This is a genomic window from Nonomuraea sp. NPDC049419 (genome assembly GCF_040676995.1).
Taxonomy (GTDB): domain Bacteria; phylum Actinomycetota; class Actinomycetes; order Streptosporangiales; family Streptosporangiaceae; genus Nonomuraea; species Nonomuraea salmonea.
The window spans coordinates 108,369-125,196 of record NZ_JBFAQB010000003.1 but is presented as its reverse complement, the minus strand read 5'-3'; the positions used below and the strand labels follow the sequence as shown (position 1 = coordinate 125,196).

Below are 16,828 nucleotides of genomic sequence, written 5' to 3'. Positions count from 1 at the left end.
AAGCGGCCGACGCGCACGACTGGCTCCGCGGCGAGGGAGCCGGCCTCTACAGGCCCCCGCCGCGGCAGCTAAGAAGCAGCCCGCGCAGCATGCCATGCACGCTACCAGACGTCTCGCCACAGGCCGCGCAGGTTCTCACATCGTGAGAACGTCAGTCCGCCACGAGCACGCTGAGGCAGGTCACGCAGCCTTCCAGCCGCTCAAATTCCGAAATATCCACTTTCATCACCATATAGCCGCGCTGCTCCAGCACCGTCCCGGTCTTGGGAGCCGAGGCGGACAGCAGCACCCGGTTCCCGCCCAGCGGCACCACGTGCGCGCCCGCCTCCTCCTCGGGCACGAGCAGGCCCGGCAGGTCCACGTGGCGCGGATCGCCGATGAGCGTCCCGTCGGGCAGCGCGGTCACGGCCGACTTCAGGTGCAGCACGCCCTTGAGCTCGACGGGCACGACCGTCCGCTCGGGCAGCAGGGCCGCGAGCTGCGCGATGCCCTCGTCATTGGTGCGGGCCGACCTGCCGACGTACACGGTGGAGCCGACGTGCAGCACGTCGCCCCCGTCGAGAGTGGCCGGCGGCGCGATGCGCACGGACGGCAGGCCCAGGCCGCGCACCACCTCCGCCACCGACTCCACCTCGGGCCGCCGCTCCTCGGCGCCCGGCCGGGTCAGCACCGCGAGGCGGCCCGACACCACCACCGCGTCCTCCACGAACGGCGCGTCGGGCAGGTCGTCGGCGCGCGGGGCGTACACCGGCCGCCAGCCCGCCTCGGCCAGCGCGGCGACGTAGGCGTCGTGCTGGACGGCGGCCCGCTCGGGATCGACCGGCTCGCGCGCGAGATGGGTGACGATGCCCTCGGCGACGCGGGGACCGGGCTTCCTTACCAGCGCAATGCCTGACATAGGCCGTGTTCTATCACGCGCTGACTAGAGTCTTGGGCATGGGTGACGACGAGATTCTGACCAGGATCAGCGCCCTGGTCGACGAGGAGCACGAGCTGCGCGACAGGCTCACGGCCGGCCAGGTGACCACCGACGAGGAGCAGGCGCGCATCAAGGAGCTGGAGACGGCGCTCGACCAGTGCTGGGACCTGCTCAGGCAGCGCAGGGCCAGGCGCGGCGCGGGCGAGGACCCCGACGGCGCCGCCGCCAGGCCGGCCCGCGAGGTGGAGAACTACCGGCAATAAATCGTTCGCCCCGGGGCGGGGTCGTGCGTTCTCCTGGTTCCATGCACATCCAGCCGATCGACCCGGAGCAGCCGGGCGGCCTCATCGAGGGACTGCACGAGGCGTACGTGACGGCCGAGGCGGCGAGCGGCGACGACCGCGGCCCTCAGCCGCCCCTGCCCTGGTTCTCCCATCTGATCAGGAGGGGCGGGGCGGGTCAGCGTTACGAGGCGTGGGCGGCGACCGACGGCGGCAAGGTGGCGGGCGGTTACGGGCTGGAGCTGTACGAGACCGACAACCGGCACATCGGCTGGCTCTTCCCGCTCGCCGTACGTCCCGAGTCGCAGGGCCGCGGCCTCGGCACCGCCCTGTTCGCGCACGCGCTCGACCGGATGCGCGCGAACGGCAGGACGCTGCTGCTGACCGAGACGATCACCACCGGCAGGGCCGCCCGCTTCGCCGCCGCACGCGGCATGACGGTGACGATGAACGAGGCCCGCCGCACGCTCGACCTGCGCGCCGCCGACTGGGACGCGCTGCGCCGCATGCGTCCCGAGGCGCCCGGCTACCACCTGGAGCAGTGGGTCGGCCCTGCCGGGCCCGAGCTGCTGCCCGACCTGGCCGCGCTGATGGACGGCATGAACGACGCCCCGCGCGACCCCGGCGTCGAGGACCAGGTCTACTCCGTCGAGCGGCTGCGGCAGCGCGAGGAGTCCATCCCGCTGACCGGCCGCACCTGCTACACCACGATCGCCCGGCGCACGTCCGACGGCGCCCCCGCCGGCTACACCCGCATCCTGCTCGACAGCGCCCGCGACAACGGCTGGGGCCACCAGGCCGACACCACCGTGCTGCGCGAGCACCGCGGCCACCGGCTCGGACTGCTGCTCAAGGTCGCCAACCTGCTGTGGCTGCGCGAGCACGAGCCGCACCTCGACCGGATCATCACCTGGAACGCCGTCTCCAACGCCCACATGCTGGCCATCAACGAGGCCATGGGGTTCGAGCTGTTCGACGAGTGGCATGAGTGGCGGCTGCCCTTGTGAAGATCGCATAAGCATGGCCCGGCCGCCGCGCCGGGGCTAACCTGACGCATTATGACCTTGGAGTCGCTGAGGAACGGAGATCCGCGGCAGGTGGGGCCGTACACCCTGCTGGGCCGGCTCGGCGAGGGCGGCATGGGGGTCGTCTACCTCGGCGAGGGCCCCGGTGGCCGGGTCGCGGTCAAGGTCATCCACGCCAGGATGGACGCCGACGCCGGCTTCCGCCGCAGGTTCGCCCGCGAGGTGGCCGCCGCGCAGCGGGTCGCCAGGTTCTGTACGGCGCCCGTGCTCGACGCCGACGTCAGCGGCGACGTGGCCTACCTCGTCACCGAATACGTCGAGGGCCCCAGCCTGGGCGCGGCCGTGCAGGAGTCGGGGCCGCTCAAGGGGTCGGCGCTCGACGGGCTCGCCGCCGCGATGGCGATGGCCCTGCGCGCCATCCACGGGGCCGGGGTCGTGCACCGCGACCTCAAGCCGTCGAACGTGCTGCTGTCGCAGGTGGGGCCCAAGGTGATCGACTTCGGCATCGCGCATCTCGTGGACTCCGAGATGAGCAGCGCCATCGTGGGGACGCCGTCGTACATGTCGCCCGAGCAGGTGTCGGGCGTCACCGTCGGGCCCGCGTCGGACATCTTCTCCTGGGGCTGCACGGTCGCGTACGCGGCGAGCGGCGTCTCGCCGTTCGGCACCGGATCCGTTCCCGACGTGCTGATGCGCGTCATCAACGACCCGCCCGAGCTGTCCGGGCTGCCTGGGCCGCTGCACGACCTGGTGGTCGCCGCCCTGTCCAAGAACCCCGCCGAGCGCCCCACCGCGCAGGACCTCATGGACCGGCTGAGCACCGGCCCGGGGAGTGCGGCGCTGCCGGAGCTGCCCGGCTCCAGTGTGCCGGTCGCCGAGCCGCCCCAGGAGACCGGCAGGTGGGTGCGCGAGGACGAGGGAGCGCTCACGGCGGCGTCGGGGCAGCGGAAGTGGGTGCTGGCGGCGGCCGTCGCGGTCGTGGCGGTGGCCGGGTTCTCGGTGGCGATGGCGGTCAGGGGATCGGGCGATCCAGGTGCCGACGGGAGGGCGTCCGCCACGGGAGCGAGCCGGACGACGGGCGCGTCCGTGAGCGCGACGGGCGGCACGGGGAAGAGCACGGGAAAGAGCACGCCGGGAAGCGGTGGCGGCCGGGCGGGGAACCCGTTGCGGGCCGGTGGGGCCGTGGCCTTCTACTCGCCGAAGGAGCCGTTCGCGAGCGAGCAGGCCGACCGCTGGCGCAAGGACCGCCCGAAGGACGCCGCGCTGATGGAGCGGCTGGCCGCGGTCCCCCACGCCATCCGGCTCGCCGATCCTGAGGTCAGGCCGAAGGTGGCGGCGGCGATCACGGCGTCCGGGCGGGCGGGCGCGGTGCCGGTGTTCATGGTCGACAAGCTGCCGGGCAGCGACTGCCGGCCGCCCGCCGACGGCGCGCTGAAGGGCTACCAGGAGTGGATCGAGGGGATCGCCAGGACGATCGGCCCGTCCAAGGCGGTGGTGATCCTCGAACCCGGCAGCCTGGTCCGCATCCCCGGCGCGAAGAACTGCGACCCCGGCGGCTCCCCCGAGCCGCGTTACCAGGCGCTGCGCGCCGCCGTGGCCACGCTCAAGTCGAACCCGGGCACGGCCGTCTACCTGGACGGCGCCCAGGCGCACTGGCCGGGCACCGAGCTCATGGCCGAGCGGCTCATCGGGGCGGGCGTCGAGCGGGCCGACGGCTTCTTCCTCAACACCGCCGCCTTCACCGCCACCGAGCCGACCGTCGCGTACGGCAAGGAACTGTCCGCCTGCATCGGCGTCCGCGTGAAGTCGGGCGGCTCGGGCTGCTCGAAGGCCGCGCAGGCCGACCCGGCGGCGATGCCGCACTTCGTGGTGGACACCAGCAGGAACGGCCAGGGGACCTGGGTGCCGGACGAGCACTACAAGGACCCGCAGACGTGGTGCAACCCGCCGGGCCGCGGCGTGGGCCCCCGCCCGACCACGGAGACGGGCGAGGAACTGGTGGACGCGTACCTGTGGATCTCCAGGCCGGGCGTCTCCGGCGGCCGGTGCAGGCGCGGCACGGACGGCGAGAAGGACCCGGAGCGCGGCGTCGTGTCACCGCCGTCCGGCGCGTGGTGGGACGTGCTGGGCCTGGAGATGGCCAAGAACGCGAACCCGCCCCTCCGCTGACGCCCCGGCCCGGCCCGCCGCCACCCACACCTTCGCAAGACCCCGGCCCGTGTTGCGGGCCGGTTAAGCGCAGGTAAGAAGTCATGTTAAGCGGACGTTAGATCTGGCCCCGCCCATCTTGTCCGAACAACCTTCCGCCGTAAGGCTCTGGCCAGCACCCACTCCCCCCAGAGCCCTCCAGGAGGTTCTTCGTGAGCAAGGCACGCGTGCCGTGGAAGGCCGTGCTCGGCGGATCCGTCGGCAATCTCGTCGAGTGGTACGACTGGTTCGTCTACAGCAGCTTCGCCGTCTACTTCGCGGCGTCCTTCTTCCCCGAGGGCGACACCACGGCCAAGCTGCTCAACACGGCCGCCATCTTCGCCGTCGGCTTCTTCATGCGCCCGCTGGGCGGCTGGCTGCTCGGCCGCTACGCCGACAGGAAGGGCCGTAAGGCGGCGCTCACGCTCACCGTCACACTCATGTCGGCCAGCGCCCTGCTGATCGCGGTCGCCCCCACGTACGACTCGGTCGGCTACGTCGGCGCGCTGGTGCTGGTGGTGGCCCGCCTGCTGCAGGGCCTGTCGGTGGGCGGCGAGTACGCGGCCAGCGCCACGTACCTGACCGAGGCCACCCCGAAGGGCCGGCGCGGCATGGCGTCGAGCTTCCAGTACGTCTCGATGACCGCGGGCCAGCTCGTCGGCCTCGGCCTGCAGATCATCCTGCAGAACACGATGTCCAAGGAGGCGCTCGACTCCTACGGCTGGCGGATCCCGTTCCTGGTGGGCGCGGTGGCCGCGGCGGTGGTGTTCTGGCTGCGGCGCAACCTGCTGGAGACGGAGGCGTACGACGAGGAGGAGCGCGAGGCGGCGCCCGCCCGGCGGGGCACGATCGCGCAGCTGCTGGCCCACAAGAAGGAGGCGCTGCTGGTCATCGCGCTGACGATGGGCGGCACGGTGGCGTACTACACGTACACGACGTACCTCACGAAGTACCTGTCGAACACGGCGGGCCTGCCGAAGGAGACGGCGACGCTGGTGAGCTTCTGCGCGCTGTTCGTCTTCATGTGCCTGCAGCCGCTCGCGGGGTCGCTGTCGGACCGGATCGGGCGCAGGCCGCTGCTGATCACGTTCGGGATCGGGTCGATGGTCGGGACGGTGCCGCTGATGACGGCGCTGGGGCAGGTGAGCGGGTTCGGCGGCGGGCTGGTGCTGTCGCTGATCGGCCTGATCATCATCACGGGCTACACCTCGATCAACGCGGTGGTGAAGGCCGAGCTGTTCCCGACGCACGTGCGCGCCCTGGGCGTCGCGCTCCCGTACGCGATCGCGAACGCCCTGTTCGGCGGCACCGCCGAGTACGTCGCGCTGTGGTTCAAGGACGCCGGCGTCGAGTCGGGCTTCTACTGGTACGTCTCCGGCTGCGCCGCCGTGTCCCTCGTCGTCTACCTGTTCATGCGCGAGACCAGGGACGCCGCGCTGTCCCGCAGCGAGGCGGCGGCCGAGTCGGTGCCCGCCCGCGTCTAACCTGGCCACATGCGGGTTCTCCTGGTGGAGGACGACGATCGGCTCGCCTCCGCGCTCACCACGGCGCTCGCCCGGCACGGCCATCAGGTCACCAGGGCGGGGCTGGCCGTCGACGCCCTCCGCCTGGCGGGGGGCGTCGACTTCGTGCTGCTCGACCTGGGCCTGCCCGACATGGACGGGCTCGACGTGCTGCGCAGGCTGCGGCGGGTCTCGGCGGTGCCGCTGATCGTGGTGACGGCCCGTACGGAGGAGCGGGAGGTGCTGCGCGGCCTGCGGTCGGGGGCCGACGACTTCCTGGTCAAGCCGTTCCGTACGGTGGAGCTGATGGCCCGCATGGAGGCGGTGATGCGGCGGGGCACCCGCCCGCGCCCGCCGCGCGACGAGGTGGTGCGGGTCGGCGACGTCCGCATCGACCTGGAGGGCCGCCAGGTCACGGTGGCCGGTGCGCCGGTGACGCTGACGCGGCGCGAGTTCGACCTGCTGGCGATGCTGGCCCGCGAGCCGGGCGTGGTGCGGGGCCGCGAGGAGATCCTGGACGAGGTCTGGGGCGATCCGCTGCTGTCGGCGTCCCGCTCGCTCGACGTGCACGTGGCCAACCTGCGCGCGAAGACGGGCCGGCCCGGCCTGGTGGAGACGTTGCGCGGCACGGGTTACCGGCTGGGCTCGACGGCGTGAACGCCCGGCTGGTCGGCACGTTCACGACGCTGATCGTGTTCCTGGTGGCGGCGCTGGCGGTGCCGCTGGGCCTGGCGTACGCCTCCCACCGGACCAACCGGCTGCTGCTCGACCGCCGCGCCGACGCCACGCGCTTCGCGGAGCTGGCCGACCAGGCGGCTCGCGAGGACGACTACACGGCCCTGATCGCCGAGGTCGACCGCTACGCCGCCCTCTATGGCGCCGCCGTCCGCGTCCGCGACAGGGACGGCACGGCCCTGCTCACGGCGGGCGACTTCACCGTGGACGACGGCGAGGCGCTGCGGCTCGCGCTGTCCGGCCGTACGACGGAGGACCTGCCGACGATCAGCCCGTTCGGCCCCGGCACGGTGCTGCTGGCCGAGCCGGCCGGCCGCGACGCGCAGCTGTCGGGCGTGGTGCTGCTCCAGACGCCCACGGATCAGGCGCGCGGCGACGTGACGCTGGTGTGGGGCGCGCTGGCCCTGGGCACGCTGGCGTCGGTCTCGTACGCGGTGCTGGCGGCCAGGCGGCTGGCCCGCTGGATCCTGCGCCCGGTCACCGAGCTCGACCGCACCACGCAGGCGATCGCCCAGGGGCGGCTGGACGCGCGGGCGCATCCCGGCGTCGGCCCTTCCGAGCTGCGGCGGCTGGAGGAGCGGTTCAACGCGATGGCCGACGCGGTGGCGGGCGCGATGGAGCGGCAGCGGGCGTTCGTGGCCGACGCCTCGCACGAGCTGCGCACCCCGCTGACGGTGCTCGGGCTGCGGCTGGAGAACCTGGAGCCGCACCTGCGCCACGAGGGCACCGCGGAGTACGCCGAGGCGATGGCGGAGCTGGACCGGCTGTCGCTGCTGGTGGAGGACCTGCTGGCGCTGGCCAAGGTGGAGGCGGGCGCGGGGGTGGGCGGCAAGGACGTCGAGCTGGGGCCGCGCCTGGCGACGTGGCGCGAGGTGTACGCGGCCAAGGGCGTGCGGCTGGTGACCGAGGTCTCCGGCGAGGTCGTTCCCGAGGCGGCGGCCAGGATCGCGGACATCGCGCTCGACAACGCCCAGAAGTTCGTGCCCGCGGGCGGCACGGTCACCGTCGCCCTGGACGGCGGGGTGCTGCGCGTCGCGGACGACGGCCCTGGGCTCGGGGAGGAGGAGCGGGCGGAGGCGCTCGGCCGCTTCTGGCGCTCGGGCTCCCACGCGAACGTGCCGGGCAGCGGGCTCGGGCTGGCCATCGCGGCCGAGCTGGCCAGGGCCTGCGGCGCCACCCTGCACCTGCTGCCCGCCGACCCCCACGGCCTGATCGTGGAGCTCCGCCTGGCTCAGCCGTAGCGCAAGCGCTGCACCCGGGTCACCCGTAGCGCAAGCGCTGCACCTGGCTCAGCCGTAGCGCAAGCGCTGCACCTGGCTCAGCCGTAGACCGAGCGGTAGTAGCGTGCGGCGCCCGGGTGCAGGCTCACGACGCCGGTGCCGATGGCGTAGCGCTTGTCCAGCCGCCCGCCGGGCGCCGACGGCGCCTGGAGCCGGTCGCGGGCCAGGAAGAGCGTCTCGGTGATCGTGTACGCGGTGTCCTCGGGCAGCGAGGTCCGGCACATCAGGTAGCTAGGGGTGCCCACGGTCGGCACCGCCCTGACGGCCCCGTACGCGCCGGCGGGCACGGACGCGTGCTCGTAGACGGGCCCGTAGCGGCGCCGCAGCTCCGGCACCAGCGGCTCCAGCGGCACCAGGCGGATGTCGGGCAGCGCCTCAAGGGCGGGCGTGGGCACCCCTCCCGACCAGAAGAACGCCTCGACCCGCCCGTCGCGCAGCGCCTTGATCGACGGGTCGAGCCCGAGCCTGGAGACGCGGGGCGGGGTCTCCAGCCCGGCGACGGCCAGCACGCGGGCGGCGGTGACGGCGGTGCCGGAGCCGTCGAGCCCGATGGACACGGCCCGCCCGGCGAGCTGCCCCGGCCCGGTGATCGCGGAGTCCTTGGCGACGACCAGGTGCACGTAGTTCATGTACATCCGGGCCAGGGCGGAGACGGGCTGCCGGCGTACGCGGACGGCGTCGTCGGCGCTGTCGGCCAGCGCGAACCCCACGTCGGCCCGCCCGTCGGTCATCATCGTGAGGTTCTCCACGCTGGCGGCGGTGCGCAGCACCCTGACCCGCCGCCCGTCACGCCGCAACTCCTCGGCGAGCCGGTCGCCGAGCGCGCCGTAGGGACCGCCCGCGAGGCCCGTGGCCAGCCGCAACTCCGGCAGGTCCGCGCCGCCGCCCGAGCAGCCGGCGGCGAGCAGGGCCAGGCCGAGGAAGGAGCGGCGGGAAACGGGCATGATTCACGCTATCCGGTGGCGGAGAATGGACGCGTGACGATCGCACGCCTGCGCATCTCCCCAGAGCTGACGATGTTCCTGCCCGCGAGCCGCCGCCAGGAGTGGCAGGAGGTCACCCCCGACGGCACCGCCACGCTCGGCCACCACGTCGAGTCGCTGGGCGTGCCGCTGACGGAGGTGGGGCCGATGCTGGCGGGCGGCCGGGGCGTCCCGCCATCCCACCTGCTCGCGCCGGGCGACGAGGTGGAGGTGCACCCGGTGCCGCGCCCCCAGCCGCTGCCAGGCGAGCCGAAGTTCCTGCTCGACGTGCATCTCGGCACGCTGGCCCGGCGGCTGCGGCTGCTCGGCGTCGACACCGCCTACCACAACGACATGGACGACCCGGCGCTCGTGGTGCAGGCCAACGAGGAGCGGCGGGTGCTGCTCACCCAGGACCGCGGCCTGCTGCGCCGCCGCGCGCTGTGGCTGGGCGCGTACGTCCGCGGCTTGGCCCCCTCCGACCAGCTGCGCGACCTGCTGGAGCGCTTCGCGCCGCCGCTGCGCCCGTGGACCCGCTGCACCGCCTGCAACGGCGTGCTGCGGCCGGTGACGAAGGACGAGGTGGAGCCGCTGCTGGAGGCGGGCACCCGGCGCTCCTACGACGCCTACGGCCGCTGCGGCTCGTGCGGCCAGGTCTACTGGCACGGCGCGCACAGCGGCCACCTGGAGGAGATCGTCCGCATGGCCACCGCCTGGTCCGCGTGAGCCGGGCGACGATGGAGGGTCGCATGGAGTTCCGCATCATGGGGCCGCTCGCGGTGCTCGACGCCGAGGGCCGCGACCGCACCCCGACCGTGCCCAAGCACCGCGACCTGCTCGCCCTGTTCCTGCTGCACGCGGGCCATCCGCTGACGGTCGAGCGGCTGCGCAGGCTGTTATGGGCGAGCGAGGGCGGCGACAGGTCCGACTCCCTGGTCCGCGGCTACGTGGGCGAGCTGCGGCGGCTGGTCGGCAAAGACGTGATCACGACCGTGTCCGGCTCCTACGTGCTGGCGCTGGGCGACGGCCTGCTCGACGTCGACAGGTTCCGGCTGCTGGTCGACAGGGGCGCGAACGAGGAGGCGCTGGCGCTGTGGCGCGGCGAGGCGCTGGAGGACGTCGACCCCGAGGGCGCGCGGTGGGCAGAGACGCGCCGGCTGCGCGAGGAGCTGGACGAGCTGCGGCTGCTCGCGCTGGAGCGCCGGGTGCAGGCCGACCTCGAGGCCGGGCGGCACCGCGAGCTGCTGGCCGAGCTGAAGCAGCTGACCCGGCTCCACCCGACGTGGCAGCGCTTCCGCGGCCAGTACATGCTGGCCCTCTACCGCAGCGGGCGGCGGGTCGAGGCGCTGGCGGCGTACGCGGTGCTGCGCGACAGGCTCGACGGCGGCCACGCCATCGAGCCCGACCCCGAGCTGCAGCTGCTCTACCACCGCATGCTGCACGACGACGTCTCCCTGCACGTGTCGGCGGGCCCGCCGGTGCTGCTGCCGCCCGACGTCAGCGGCTTCACCGGCCGTGCAGGACTGCTGGAGCGGGTGATCGGCGAGCAGGTGGTGGTGCACGGGCAGGCCGGCGCGGGCAAGTCGGCGCTGGCCGTGCACGCGGCCTGGCTGCGCCGCGCGGACTTCTCCGACGGCATCCTGTACGCCGACCTGCGCGAGACCACGGCACCGGCCGCCGTCCTCGAGGACTTCCTGCGCTGGCTGGGCTGCCCGGCCCAGGCCATCCCGGCTTCGCTGGAGCAGCGGGCCCGGCTGTTCCGCACGTACGCCGCCAACCGGTCGATGCTGGTGCTGCTCGACAACGCGGCGGACGAGGCCCAGGTGCGCCCGCTGCTGTCGGCCTGCCCGACGGTCGTGACCAGCCGGTCCCCGCTCGGCGGCCTGACCGGGGCGCGGCGGCTGTCGGTCGGGGTGCTCGACGAGAAGGAGGCGCTGGAGCTGCTGATCGCGGGCTCCGGCAGGGACGCGGGCGACGAGTCCTGGCCGCGGCTGGCGCGGCTGTGCGGCGGGCTGCCGCTCGCGCTGCGCATCGCGGCCTCCCGGCTGGCGGCCCGCCCCGAGTGGACGGTCGGCTACCTCGTGCGGCTGCTGGAGGACGAGCAGGGGCGGCTCGACCGGCTGCACGCGGGCGACCAGACCGTGCGCAGCGTGCTCGCGATCGGCTTCGACGGCCTGCCCGAGCCCGCCAAGCTGACGCTGCGCGGCCTCGGCGCCCTGTCCGCGCCCGACGTCGCCGACTGGGTGACCGAGCTGCTCGGCGGGCAGGCGGAGGCACTGGTGGACGCGGGGCTGCTGGAGACGTACGGGGTCGACGTCGCAGGCCAGGTCCGCTACCGGATGCACGACCTGACCCGGCTGTTCGCCCGCGAGCAGCCGGTGCCCGGCGTGCCGGCGAAGGTGGCGGCGGCGGCGCTGGCGCGGGTGCGAGCCTCGCGGTTCTCACTGGTGTCGGGCGATCCCGAGACGGCGGTCGCCACGCGGGACATCAGGGAGTCGGTGGAGTGGCTGGCCGCCGAGCGCGCGTTCCTGCTCAGCCTGGTCGCCGACCTGCACGCGGCGGGGCTCGACGAGGAGTGCTGGCGGCTCGGCCACCTGCTGGCGCCGTTCCTGGAGCGGCACAGGTTCCTCGACGACTGGCGGACGGTGGCCGGGCTCGGCCTCGCGTCGGCGCGCCGGGCGGGCGACGACCAGGGTGCCGGGCTCGTCCTGCTCGACCTGGGCGACCTGCACCTGGCGGAGCGGCGGTGGGACCAGGCCGAGGAGGTGCTGCGGCCGGCGCTGGAGACGTGCCTGCGCCACGGCGGGGCCCGCCACGCGAACCGGGTGCGGCTCCGGCTCGGCCGCGTCCACCTGGAGCTGGGCCGGCTCGACGCGGCCGAGGAGACGCTACGGCGGTGCCGCGAGGCCGCCGGCAACGTGCGCGACGAGGCCGACGCCGACCGGGTGCTGGGCGAGGTGCTGCGCCGCGCGGGCCGCCTCGACGAGGCCGCCGACCGCCTGCTCGCCGCCGTCGAGGGGCTGGCCAAGCTGGGCGACCGGCACCGGCAGGCCGACGCGCTGCTCGACCTGTCCGCCGTGCGCCTGGCGCAGGCCGCCAAGCCGGCCGCCAGGGCCGCCGCCGAGCAGGCCAGGGGCATCGCCGTACGCCTCGGCGACCGGCTGCTCGACGCCTACGCCCTGCTGGCCCTGGCCGGGGTGAACCGGGCGGAGGGCGCGGCGGGGCGGGCCGCCGAGCTGGCGGGCGCGGCGCTGGAGGTGTTCGACGAGACCGGCGACCAGCGCGGCGCCGCCAACGCCCGCGCTTTCCTGGCCCGCACCCCGCCCCGCTGACCGCCGTCTTTGAGCGCCCCCGCCCCGCCACCGGCCACGCCGGGCGGCGAGGTCAGACGGCCAGGAGGCGCTGGACGTCCTCCCTGTGCAGCTCCTCGGCCGTGCCGGTGCTCACGACGTGGCCCGCGTCGAGGATCACGAACGTGTCGGCCAGCCGCAGTGCGATGTCCAGGTACTGCTCGACCAGCAGCACCGCCAGCCCCGACGCGTGCAGCCGCTCGATGGCCGCCTCGATCTCCAGGATGATCGACGGCTGGATGCCCTCGGTCGGCTCGTCCAGGATGAGCATGCGCGGCCTGGTCACCAGCGCGCGGGCCATCGCGAGCTGCTGCTGCTGGCCGCCCGACAGGTGCCCGGCGCTGCGCTTGAGCAGCGGGCGCAGCGCGGGGAAGAGGTCGAGCGCCTCGTCCACGGCCGACCTGGGCTGCTTGGCGGCCTCGACGGTGACCAGCAGGTTGCCCAGCACCGACAGCTGCGGGAAGCACTGGTGGCCCTGGGGGACGTACCCCATGCCGAGGCGCACCCGCTCGTGCGGCTTGAGCCTGGTGACGTCGCGGCCGTCGAACGTCACCGTGCCCGCCGTCGCGGGCAGCACCCCCATGACGGTGTTGAGCAGCGTGGTCTTGCCCACGCCGTTACGTCCCATGACGCACACGAGCTGCCCTGGCCCGACCTCCACCGAGACCCCGAACAGCACGCGGGCCCGCCCGTAGCCGGACTCAAGGCCGGTTACCGACAGCATCCCCTGTCCTCCTCCCCAGGTAGACCTCCTGCACGCGGGGGTCGGCGCTGACCTGCTCGACCGATCCCTCCACGAGCACCTTGCCCTCGTGCAGCACGGTCACCGTCGAGGCGTGCCGCCGCAGGAACTCCATGTCGTGCTCGACCACGATCACCGTGTGGTCGTCGGCGATCTGGGTGAGCAGCTCGCCGGTGCGTTCGCGTTCGTCCTTGGACATGCCGGCGACCGGCTCGTCCAGGAGCAGCAGCCGGGGCCGCTGTGCCAGCAGCATGCCGATCTCGAGCCACTGGCGCTGGCCGTGCGAGAGAACGCCGGCTGAACGTCCGGCGAGCTCTTCGAGACCCGTTCTGGCCAGCGCCTCCTCCACGGCCTCCGACACGCCGTCGCGCCGTCGCGCGAGCGTCCACAGCGGCTTGCGGAAGGTGGCGGCGAGGTCGAGGTTCTCCAGCACGGTGAGCGCCTCGAACACCACCGACGTCTGGAACGTGCGGCCGACGCCCATCCGGACGATCTGGTGCTCCTTCCGGCCGACGAGGTCCTGGCCGCCGAAGCGCACGGTGCCGGCCGCCGGCCTGGTCAGCCCCGTGATCACGTCGATGAGCGTGGTCTTGCCCGCCCCGTTGGGCCCGATGAGGAAGCGCAGCTCGCCCTCGGGCACGGTCAGGTCCACGCCGTCGAGCGCGCGGAACCCGTCGAACACGACCTGGACGTCACGTAGTTCGAGCACGTCGCAGCCTCCCTGCCAGGCCCACGATCCCTCTCGGGGCCAGCGTCATGACCAGGATGAAGAGCGCTCCCTGCAAGTAGAGCCAGCCGTCGGCGAACTGCTCGCTGAACGCGGTCTTGGCGTAACCCATGACGACCGCGCCGAGCACGGCCCCGGCCAGCGCGTGCCGCCCGCCCACGGCCACCGCCACGACCAGCTCCAGTGACGGCACGACGCCGAGCAGGGCCGGCGAGATGATGCCGACGACCGGGACGAACAAGGCGCCCGCGAGCCCCGCCATGCCCGCCGAGAGGGCGAAGGTCACGGTCTTGACCAGGGCAGGGTCGTAGCCGAGGAAGCGCACCCTGTCCTCGCCGTCGCGTACGGCGACGAGCAGCCGGCCGTACCGGCTGTTCACCAGCTGCCTGGTGGCCAGGTAGAGCACGCCGAGCACGCCCGCGACGACCAGGTAGAGGCCGCGCTGGGTGGAGTCGTCGGCGAGGTCCTGGCCGAACAGCTCGAAGAAGTTCGTCATGCCGTTGGTGCCGCCGGTCAGGCCCTGCTGCCCGACCAGCAGGATGACCATGGCGGCGGCCAGCGCCTGGGTGAGGATCGCGAAGTACGCACCGCGTACGCGCTGGCGGAAGACCAGCGTGCCGAGCAGCACCGCGAGCGCCACGGGCCCCAGGACCGCCATCGCCACCGCGAAGACCGGGTTGGCGAACGGTGTCCACAGCGCGGGCAGCTCCTCCACCCCGCTCCACACCATGAAGTCGGGCAGCTGGCCCGGCCCGGCCTCGTGGAGCTTGAGGTACATCGCCATCGAGTAGCCGCCGAGCCCGAAGAAGACGCCCTGCCCGAGGGTCAGCATGCCGCCCTGCCCCCAGGCCAGCCCGATGCCGAGCGCGACGATCGCGTAGCACAGGTATTTGGCGAGCAGCCCGAGCCGGAACGGCTCCAGCAGCAGCGGCGCGGCGATCAGCGCGATCACCGCGATGGTCGCGAAGGGAAGGTTGCGTTTGATCACGTCAGCACCCTCGACCTGAGCACGAACATCCCCTGCGGCCTGATCTGCAGGAACGCGATGATGACGGCGAACACGATGACCTTGGCCAGCGAGGCGTCCGACCAGAACTCGGCGTAGGAGTTCAGCAGGCCCAGGCCGACGGCGGCGAGCACCGCGCCGCGCAGCTGCCCGAGCCCGCCTGCCACGACGACGAGGAAGGCGTCGACGATGTAGTACGTGCCGAGCGCCGGCCCGACCGGGCCGATGAGCGTCAGCGCCACCCCGGCGAGGCCGGCGAGGCCGGAGCCGATGAAGAACGTCAGCATGTCCACCCGGCCGGTGTCGATGCCGCTGGTGGCGGCGAGCTGCCGGTTCTGCACCACGGCCTGCGTCCTGCGGCCGAGGCCGGTGCGCGTGAGGTACGCCCAGACCCCCACCACGCCGGCCACCGCCAGCGCCATGATGAACAGCCGGTTGTAGGGCAGGATGCCGACCCCGCCCGCCAGCCACGAGGGGGCGGGCACCTGCACGTTGGGCGCGCCGAACAGGTCGCGGGCGAGCTGCTGCAGCACCAGGCTGACGCCCCAGGTGAGCAGCAGCGTGTCCAGCGGCCTGCCGTAGAAGTGGCGGATCGCGGCCCGTTCCAGGATCAGCCCCATCACCCCGGCCACCAGGAACGCGACCGGCAGCGCGAGCACGAGGTCCTGCAGCAGGAACGCGGTGTAGGCCCCGGCCATGATGAACTCGCCGTGCGCCATGTTGATCACGCCCATCTGCCCGAACGTGAACGTCAGGCCGAGCGCGATCAGCAGCAGCACCGCCCCGATGGACAGCCCGATGGGAAGCTGGTTGACGAAGGCCGACATCACTGACCCGCCGCCAGGCCGCCCGCCCACGCGTAGCCCTTGAGGTACGGGTCTGGCTTGATCGGCTCGCCCGAGTCCCACACCTGCTTGATCAGGCCGTCGGGCTGGATGATGCCGATGCGGGCGGTCTTGTACATGTGCTGGTTCTCGCCGTCGATGGTGACCAGGCCCTCGGGGCGTTCGAGCGCGATGCCGGGCGCGGCCTTCTTGACCGCCTCCACCTCGGTCGTGCCGGCCTTCTTGACGGCCTCGGCCCACAGGTAGACGGCGTTGTAGCCGGCCTCCATCGGGTCGGAGGTGACCTTGTTCTGGCCGTACTTCGCCTTGTACGCCTTGACGAACGCCTCGTTGGCCGCGGTGTCGGTGGTCTGGTAGTAGTTCCAGGCGACGGGGTGGCCGGCGATGTTGTCCACGCCGATGCCGGTGACCTCCTCCTCGGCGACGCTCACCGACAGCACCGGCATGGTCCCCGCGCTGACGCCCGCGCTCTTGAGCTGCTTGAAGAAGGCCACGTTGCTGTCGCCGTTGAGCGTGTTGAACACGGCGTCGGGCTTGGCCTGGACGACCTTGTTGGTCAGCGTGGAGTATTCGGTGTGGCCGAGCGGGGTGTACTCCTCGCCGAGGATCTCCATGCCGTTCGCGGCGGCGTACGCCTTGATGATCTTGTTGGCCGTACGCGGGAAGACGTAGTCGCTGCCCACCAGGAACAGCTTCTTCTTGCCCTGCTCCTTCAGGTAGTCGAGGCCGGGGATGATCTGCTGGTTGGTGGTGGCGCCGGTGTAGAAGATGTACGGCGAGCTCTCCAGCCCTTCGTACTGCACCGGATACCACAGCAGCGCCTTGTACCGCTCGAAGACCGGCAGCATCGCCTTCCTGCTCGCCGACGTCCAGCCGCCGAACACGGTGGCCACCTTGTCCTGCCTGATCAGCTTCGTCGCCTTCTCGGCGAAGGTCGGCCAGTCGGAGGCGCCGTCCTCCACGACGGGGACGAGTTTCTTGCCGAGCACGCCGCCGGCCTTGTTGATCTCGTCGATGGCGAGCAGTTCGGCGTCGCGGACGGTGACCTCGCTGATCGCCATCGTGCCGCTCAGCGAGTGCAGGAGACCGACCTTGATCTCGTTGGACGAGGCGGCGGGTCCGGCGTCCGATCCGCACGCCGCTAAGGTTGTGACGAGGAGCGCGGGGACGAGCGCGCGGGCAATCGGGCGGGAGATGCGCACAGCCGTTCCTTCCTGCCGACCAGTACTGCGAGAAAGGTGACTCCGCGACATTTCGCCTTCAGATC

15 protein-coding genes are annotated in these 16,828 nt (G+C 72.9%); 8 read left to right on the top strand and 7 right to left on the bottom strand.

Going from position 1 to position 16,828, the window contains the following annotated elements; genetic code table 11:
• Positions 1-151: 151 nt before the first annotated feature.
• Positions 152-898 carry a dimethylargininase gene (ddaH, locus tag AB0K12_RS10690; RefSeq protein WP_364558104.1) on the bottom strand — a complete coding sequence of 249 codons (747 nt, stop codon included), beginning with the start codon at positions 896-898 and terminating at the stop codon, positions 152-154.
• A gap of 38 nt (positions 899-936) precedes the next feature.
• Here ddaH and AB0K12_RS10685 point away from each other — a divergent pair, with 38 nt between their 5' ends.
• From AB0K12_RS10685 to AB0K12_RS10660, 6 genes are all read left to right on the top strand, one after another.
• Positions 937-1,182, top strand: a complete 246-nt coding sequence (locus AB0K12_RS10685; RefSeq protein WP_364558101.1) for a DUF2630 family protein — start codon at positions 937-939, stop codon at positions 1,180-1,182.
• A gap of 41 nt (positions 1,183-1,223) precedes the next feature.
• Positions 1,224-2,207 carry a GNAT family N-acetyltransferase gene (locus tag AB0K12_RS10680; protein ID WP_364558098.1) on the top strand — a complete coding sequence of 328 codons (984 nt, stop codon included), beginning with the start codon at positions 1,224-1,226 and terminating at the stop codon, positions 2,205-2,207.
• Between the two features lie 51 nt (positions 2,208-2,258).
• Positions 2,259-4,394: a glycoside hydrolase family 6 protein gene (locus tag AB0K12_RS10675; RefSeq protein WP_364558095.1), complete on the top strand. Its 2,136-nt coding sequence runs from the start codon at positions 2,259-2,261 to the stop codon at positions 4,392-4,394.
• 191 nt (positions 4,395-4,585) lie between these two features.
• Positions 4,586-5,896 carry an MFS transporter gene (locus AB0K12_RS10670; RefSeq protein WP_364558093.1) on the top strand — a complete coding sequence of 437 codons (1,311 nt, stop codon included), beginning with the start codon at positions 4,586-4,588 and terminating at the stop codon, positions 5,894-5,896.
• Positions 5,897-5,905: 9 nt separating this feature from the next.
• Complete coding sequence (locus AB0K12_RS10665) at positions 5,906-6,571, top strand: response regulator transcription factor (RefSeq protein ID WP_364558090.1); 666 nt, start codon at positions 5,906-5,908, stop codon at positions 6,569-6,571.
• The gene (locus AB0K12_RS10660) at positions 6,568-7,890 is read left to right on the top strand and encodes a HAMP domain-containing sensor histidine kinase (protein ID WP_364558087.1); all 1,323 of its coding nucleotides are present in this window, start codon (positions 6,568-6,570) and stop codon (positions 7,888-7,890) included. Before AB0K12_RS10665 ends, AB0K12_RS10660 begins: the two co-directional genes overlap by 4 nt.
• A 77-nt stretch (positions 7,891-7,967) precedes the next feature.
• Here the strand turns inward: AB0K12_RS10660 and AB0K12_RS10655 are convergent, their stop codons facing one another.
• A complete protein-coding gene (locus tag AB0K12_RS10655; RefSeq protein WP_364558084.1) occupies positions 7,968-8,873 on the bottom strand; it encodes a TAXI family TRAP transporter solute-binding subunit in 906 nt (301 codons plus the stop codon).
• Between the two features lie 33 nt (positions 8,874-8,906).
• Here AB0K12_RS10655 and AB0K12_RS10650 point away from each other — a divergent pair, with 33 nt between their 5' ends.
• Together AB0K12_RS10650 and AB0K12_RS10645 are read left to right on the top strand one after the other, a co-directional pair.
• On the top strand, positions 8,907-9,617 hold the full coding sequence (locus AB0K12_RS10650; RefSeq protein WP_364558081.1) for a Mut7-C RNAse domain-containing protein: 711 nt from the start codon (positions 8,907-8,909) through the stop codon (positions 9,615-9,617).
• Between the two features lie 23 nt (positions 9,618-9,640).
• Positions 9,641-12,223: a BTAD domain-containing putative transcriptional regulator gene (locus AB0K12_RS10645; protein ID WP_364558078.1), complete on the top strand. Its 2,583-nt coding sequence runs from the start codon at positions 9,641-9,643 to the stop codon at positions 12,221-12,223.
• Between the two features lie 52 nt (positions 12,224-12,275).
• Here AB0K12_RS10645 and urtE read toward each other — a convergent pair whose 3' ends face one another.
• The 5 genes from urtE to urtA are packed head-to-tail and all read right to left on the bottom strand — an operon-like array spanning position 12,276 to position 16,763.
• Positions 12,276-12,965, bottom strand: a complete 690-nt coding sequence (gene urtE, locus AB0K12_RS10640; RefSeq protein ID WP_364558076.1) for an urea ABC transporter ATP-binding subunit UrtE — start codon at positions 12,963-12,965, stop codon at positions 12,276-12,278.
• Positions 12,943-13,692, bottom strand: a complete 750-nt coding sequence (urtD, locus tag AB0K12_RS10635; protein ID WP_364558073.1) for an urea ABC transporter ATP-binding protein UrtD — start codon at positions 13,690-13,692, stop codon at positions 12,943-12,945. The genes urtE and urtD overlap by 23 nt, the downstream gene beginning before the upstream one ends.
• Complete coding sequence (urtC, locus tag AB0K12_RS10630) at positions 13,676-14,698, bottom strand: urea ABC transporter permease subunit UrtC (protein WP_364558071.1); 1,023 nt, start codon at positions 14,696-14,698, stop codon at positions 13,676-13,678. Before urtC ends, urtD begins: the two co-directional genes overlap by 17 nt.
• Complete coding sequence (urtB, locus tag AB0K12_RS10625) at positions 14,695-15,543, bottom strand: urea ABC transporter permease subunit UrtB (RefSeq protein ID WP_364558068.1); 849 nt, start codon at positions 15,541-15,543, stop codon at positions 14,695-14,697. The genes urtC and urtB overlap by 4 nt, the downstream gene beginning before the upstream one ends.
• The gene (gene urtA, locus AB0K12_RS10620; protein WP_364558066.1) at positions 15,543-16,763 is read right to left on the bottom strand and encodes an urea ABC transporter substrate-binding protein; all 1,221 of its coding nucleotides are present in this window, start codon (positions 16,761-16,763) and stop codon (positions 15,543-15,545) included. Before urtA ends, urtB begins: the two co-directional genes overlap by 1 nt.
• Positions 16,764-16,828: the final 65 nt, after the last annotated feature.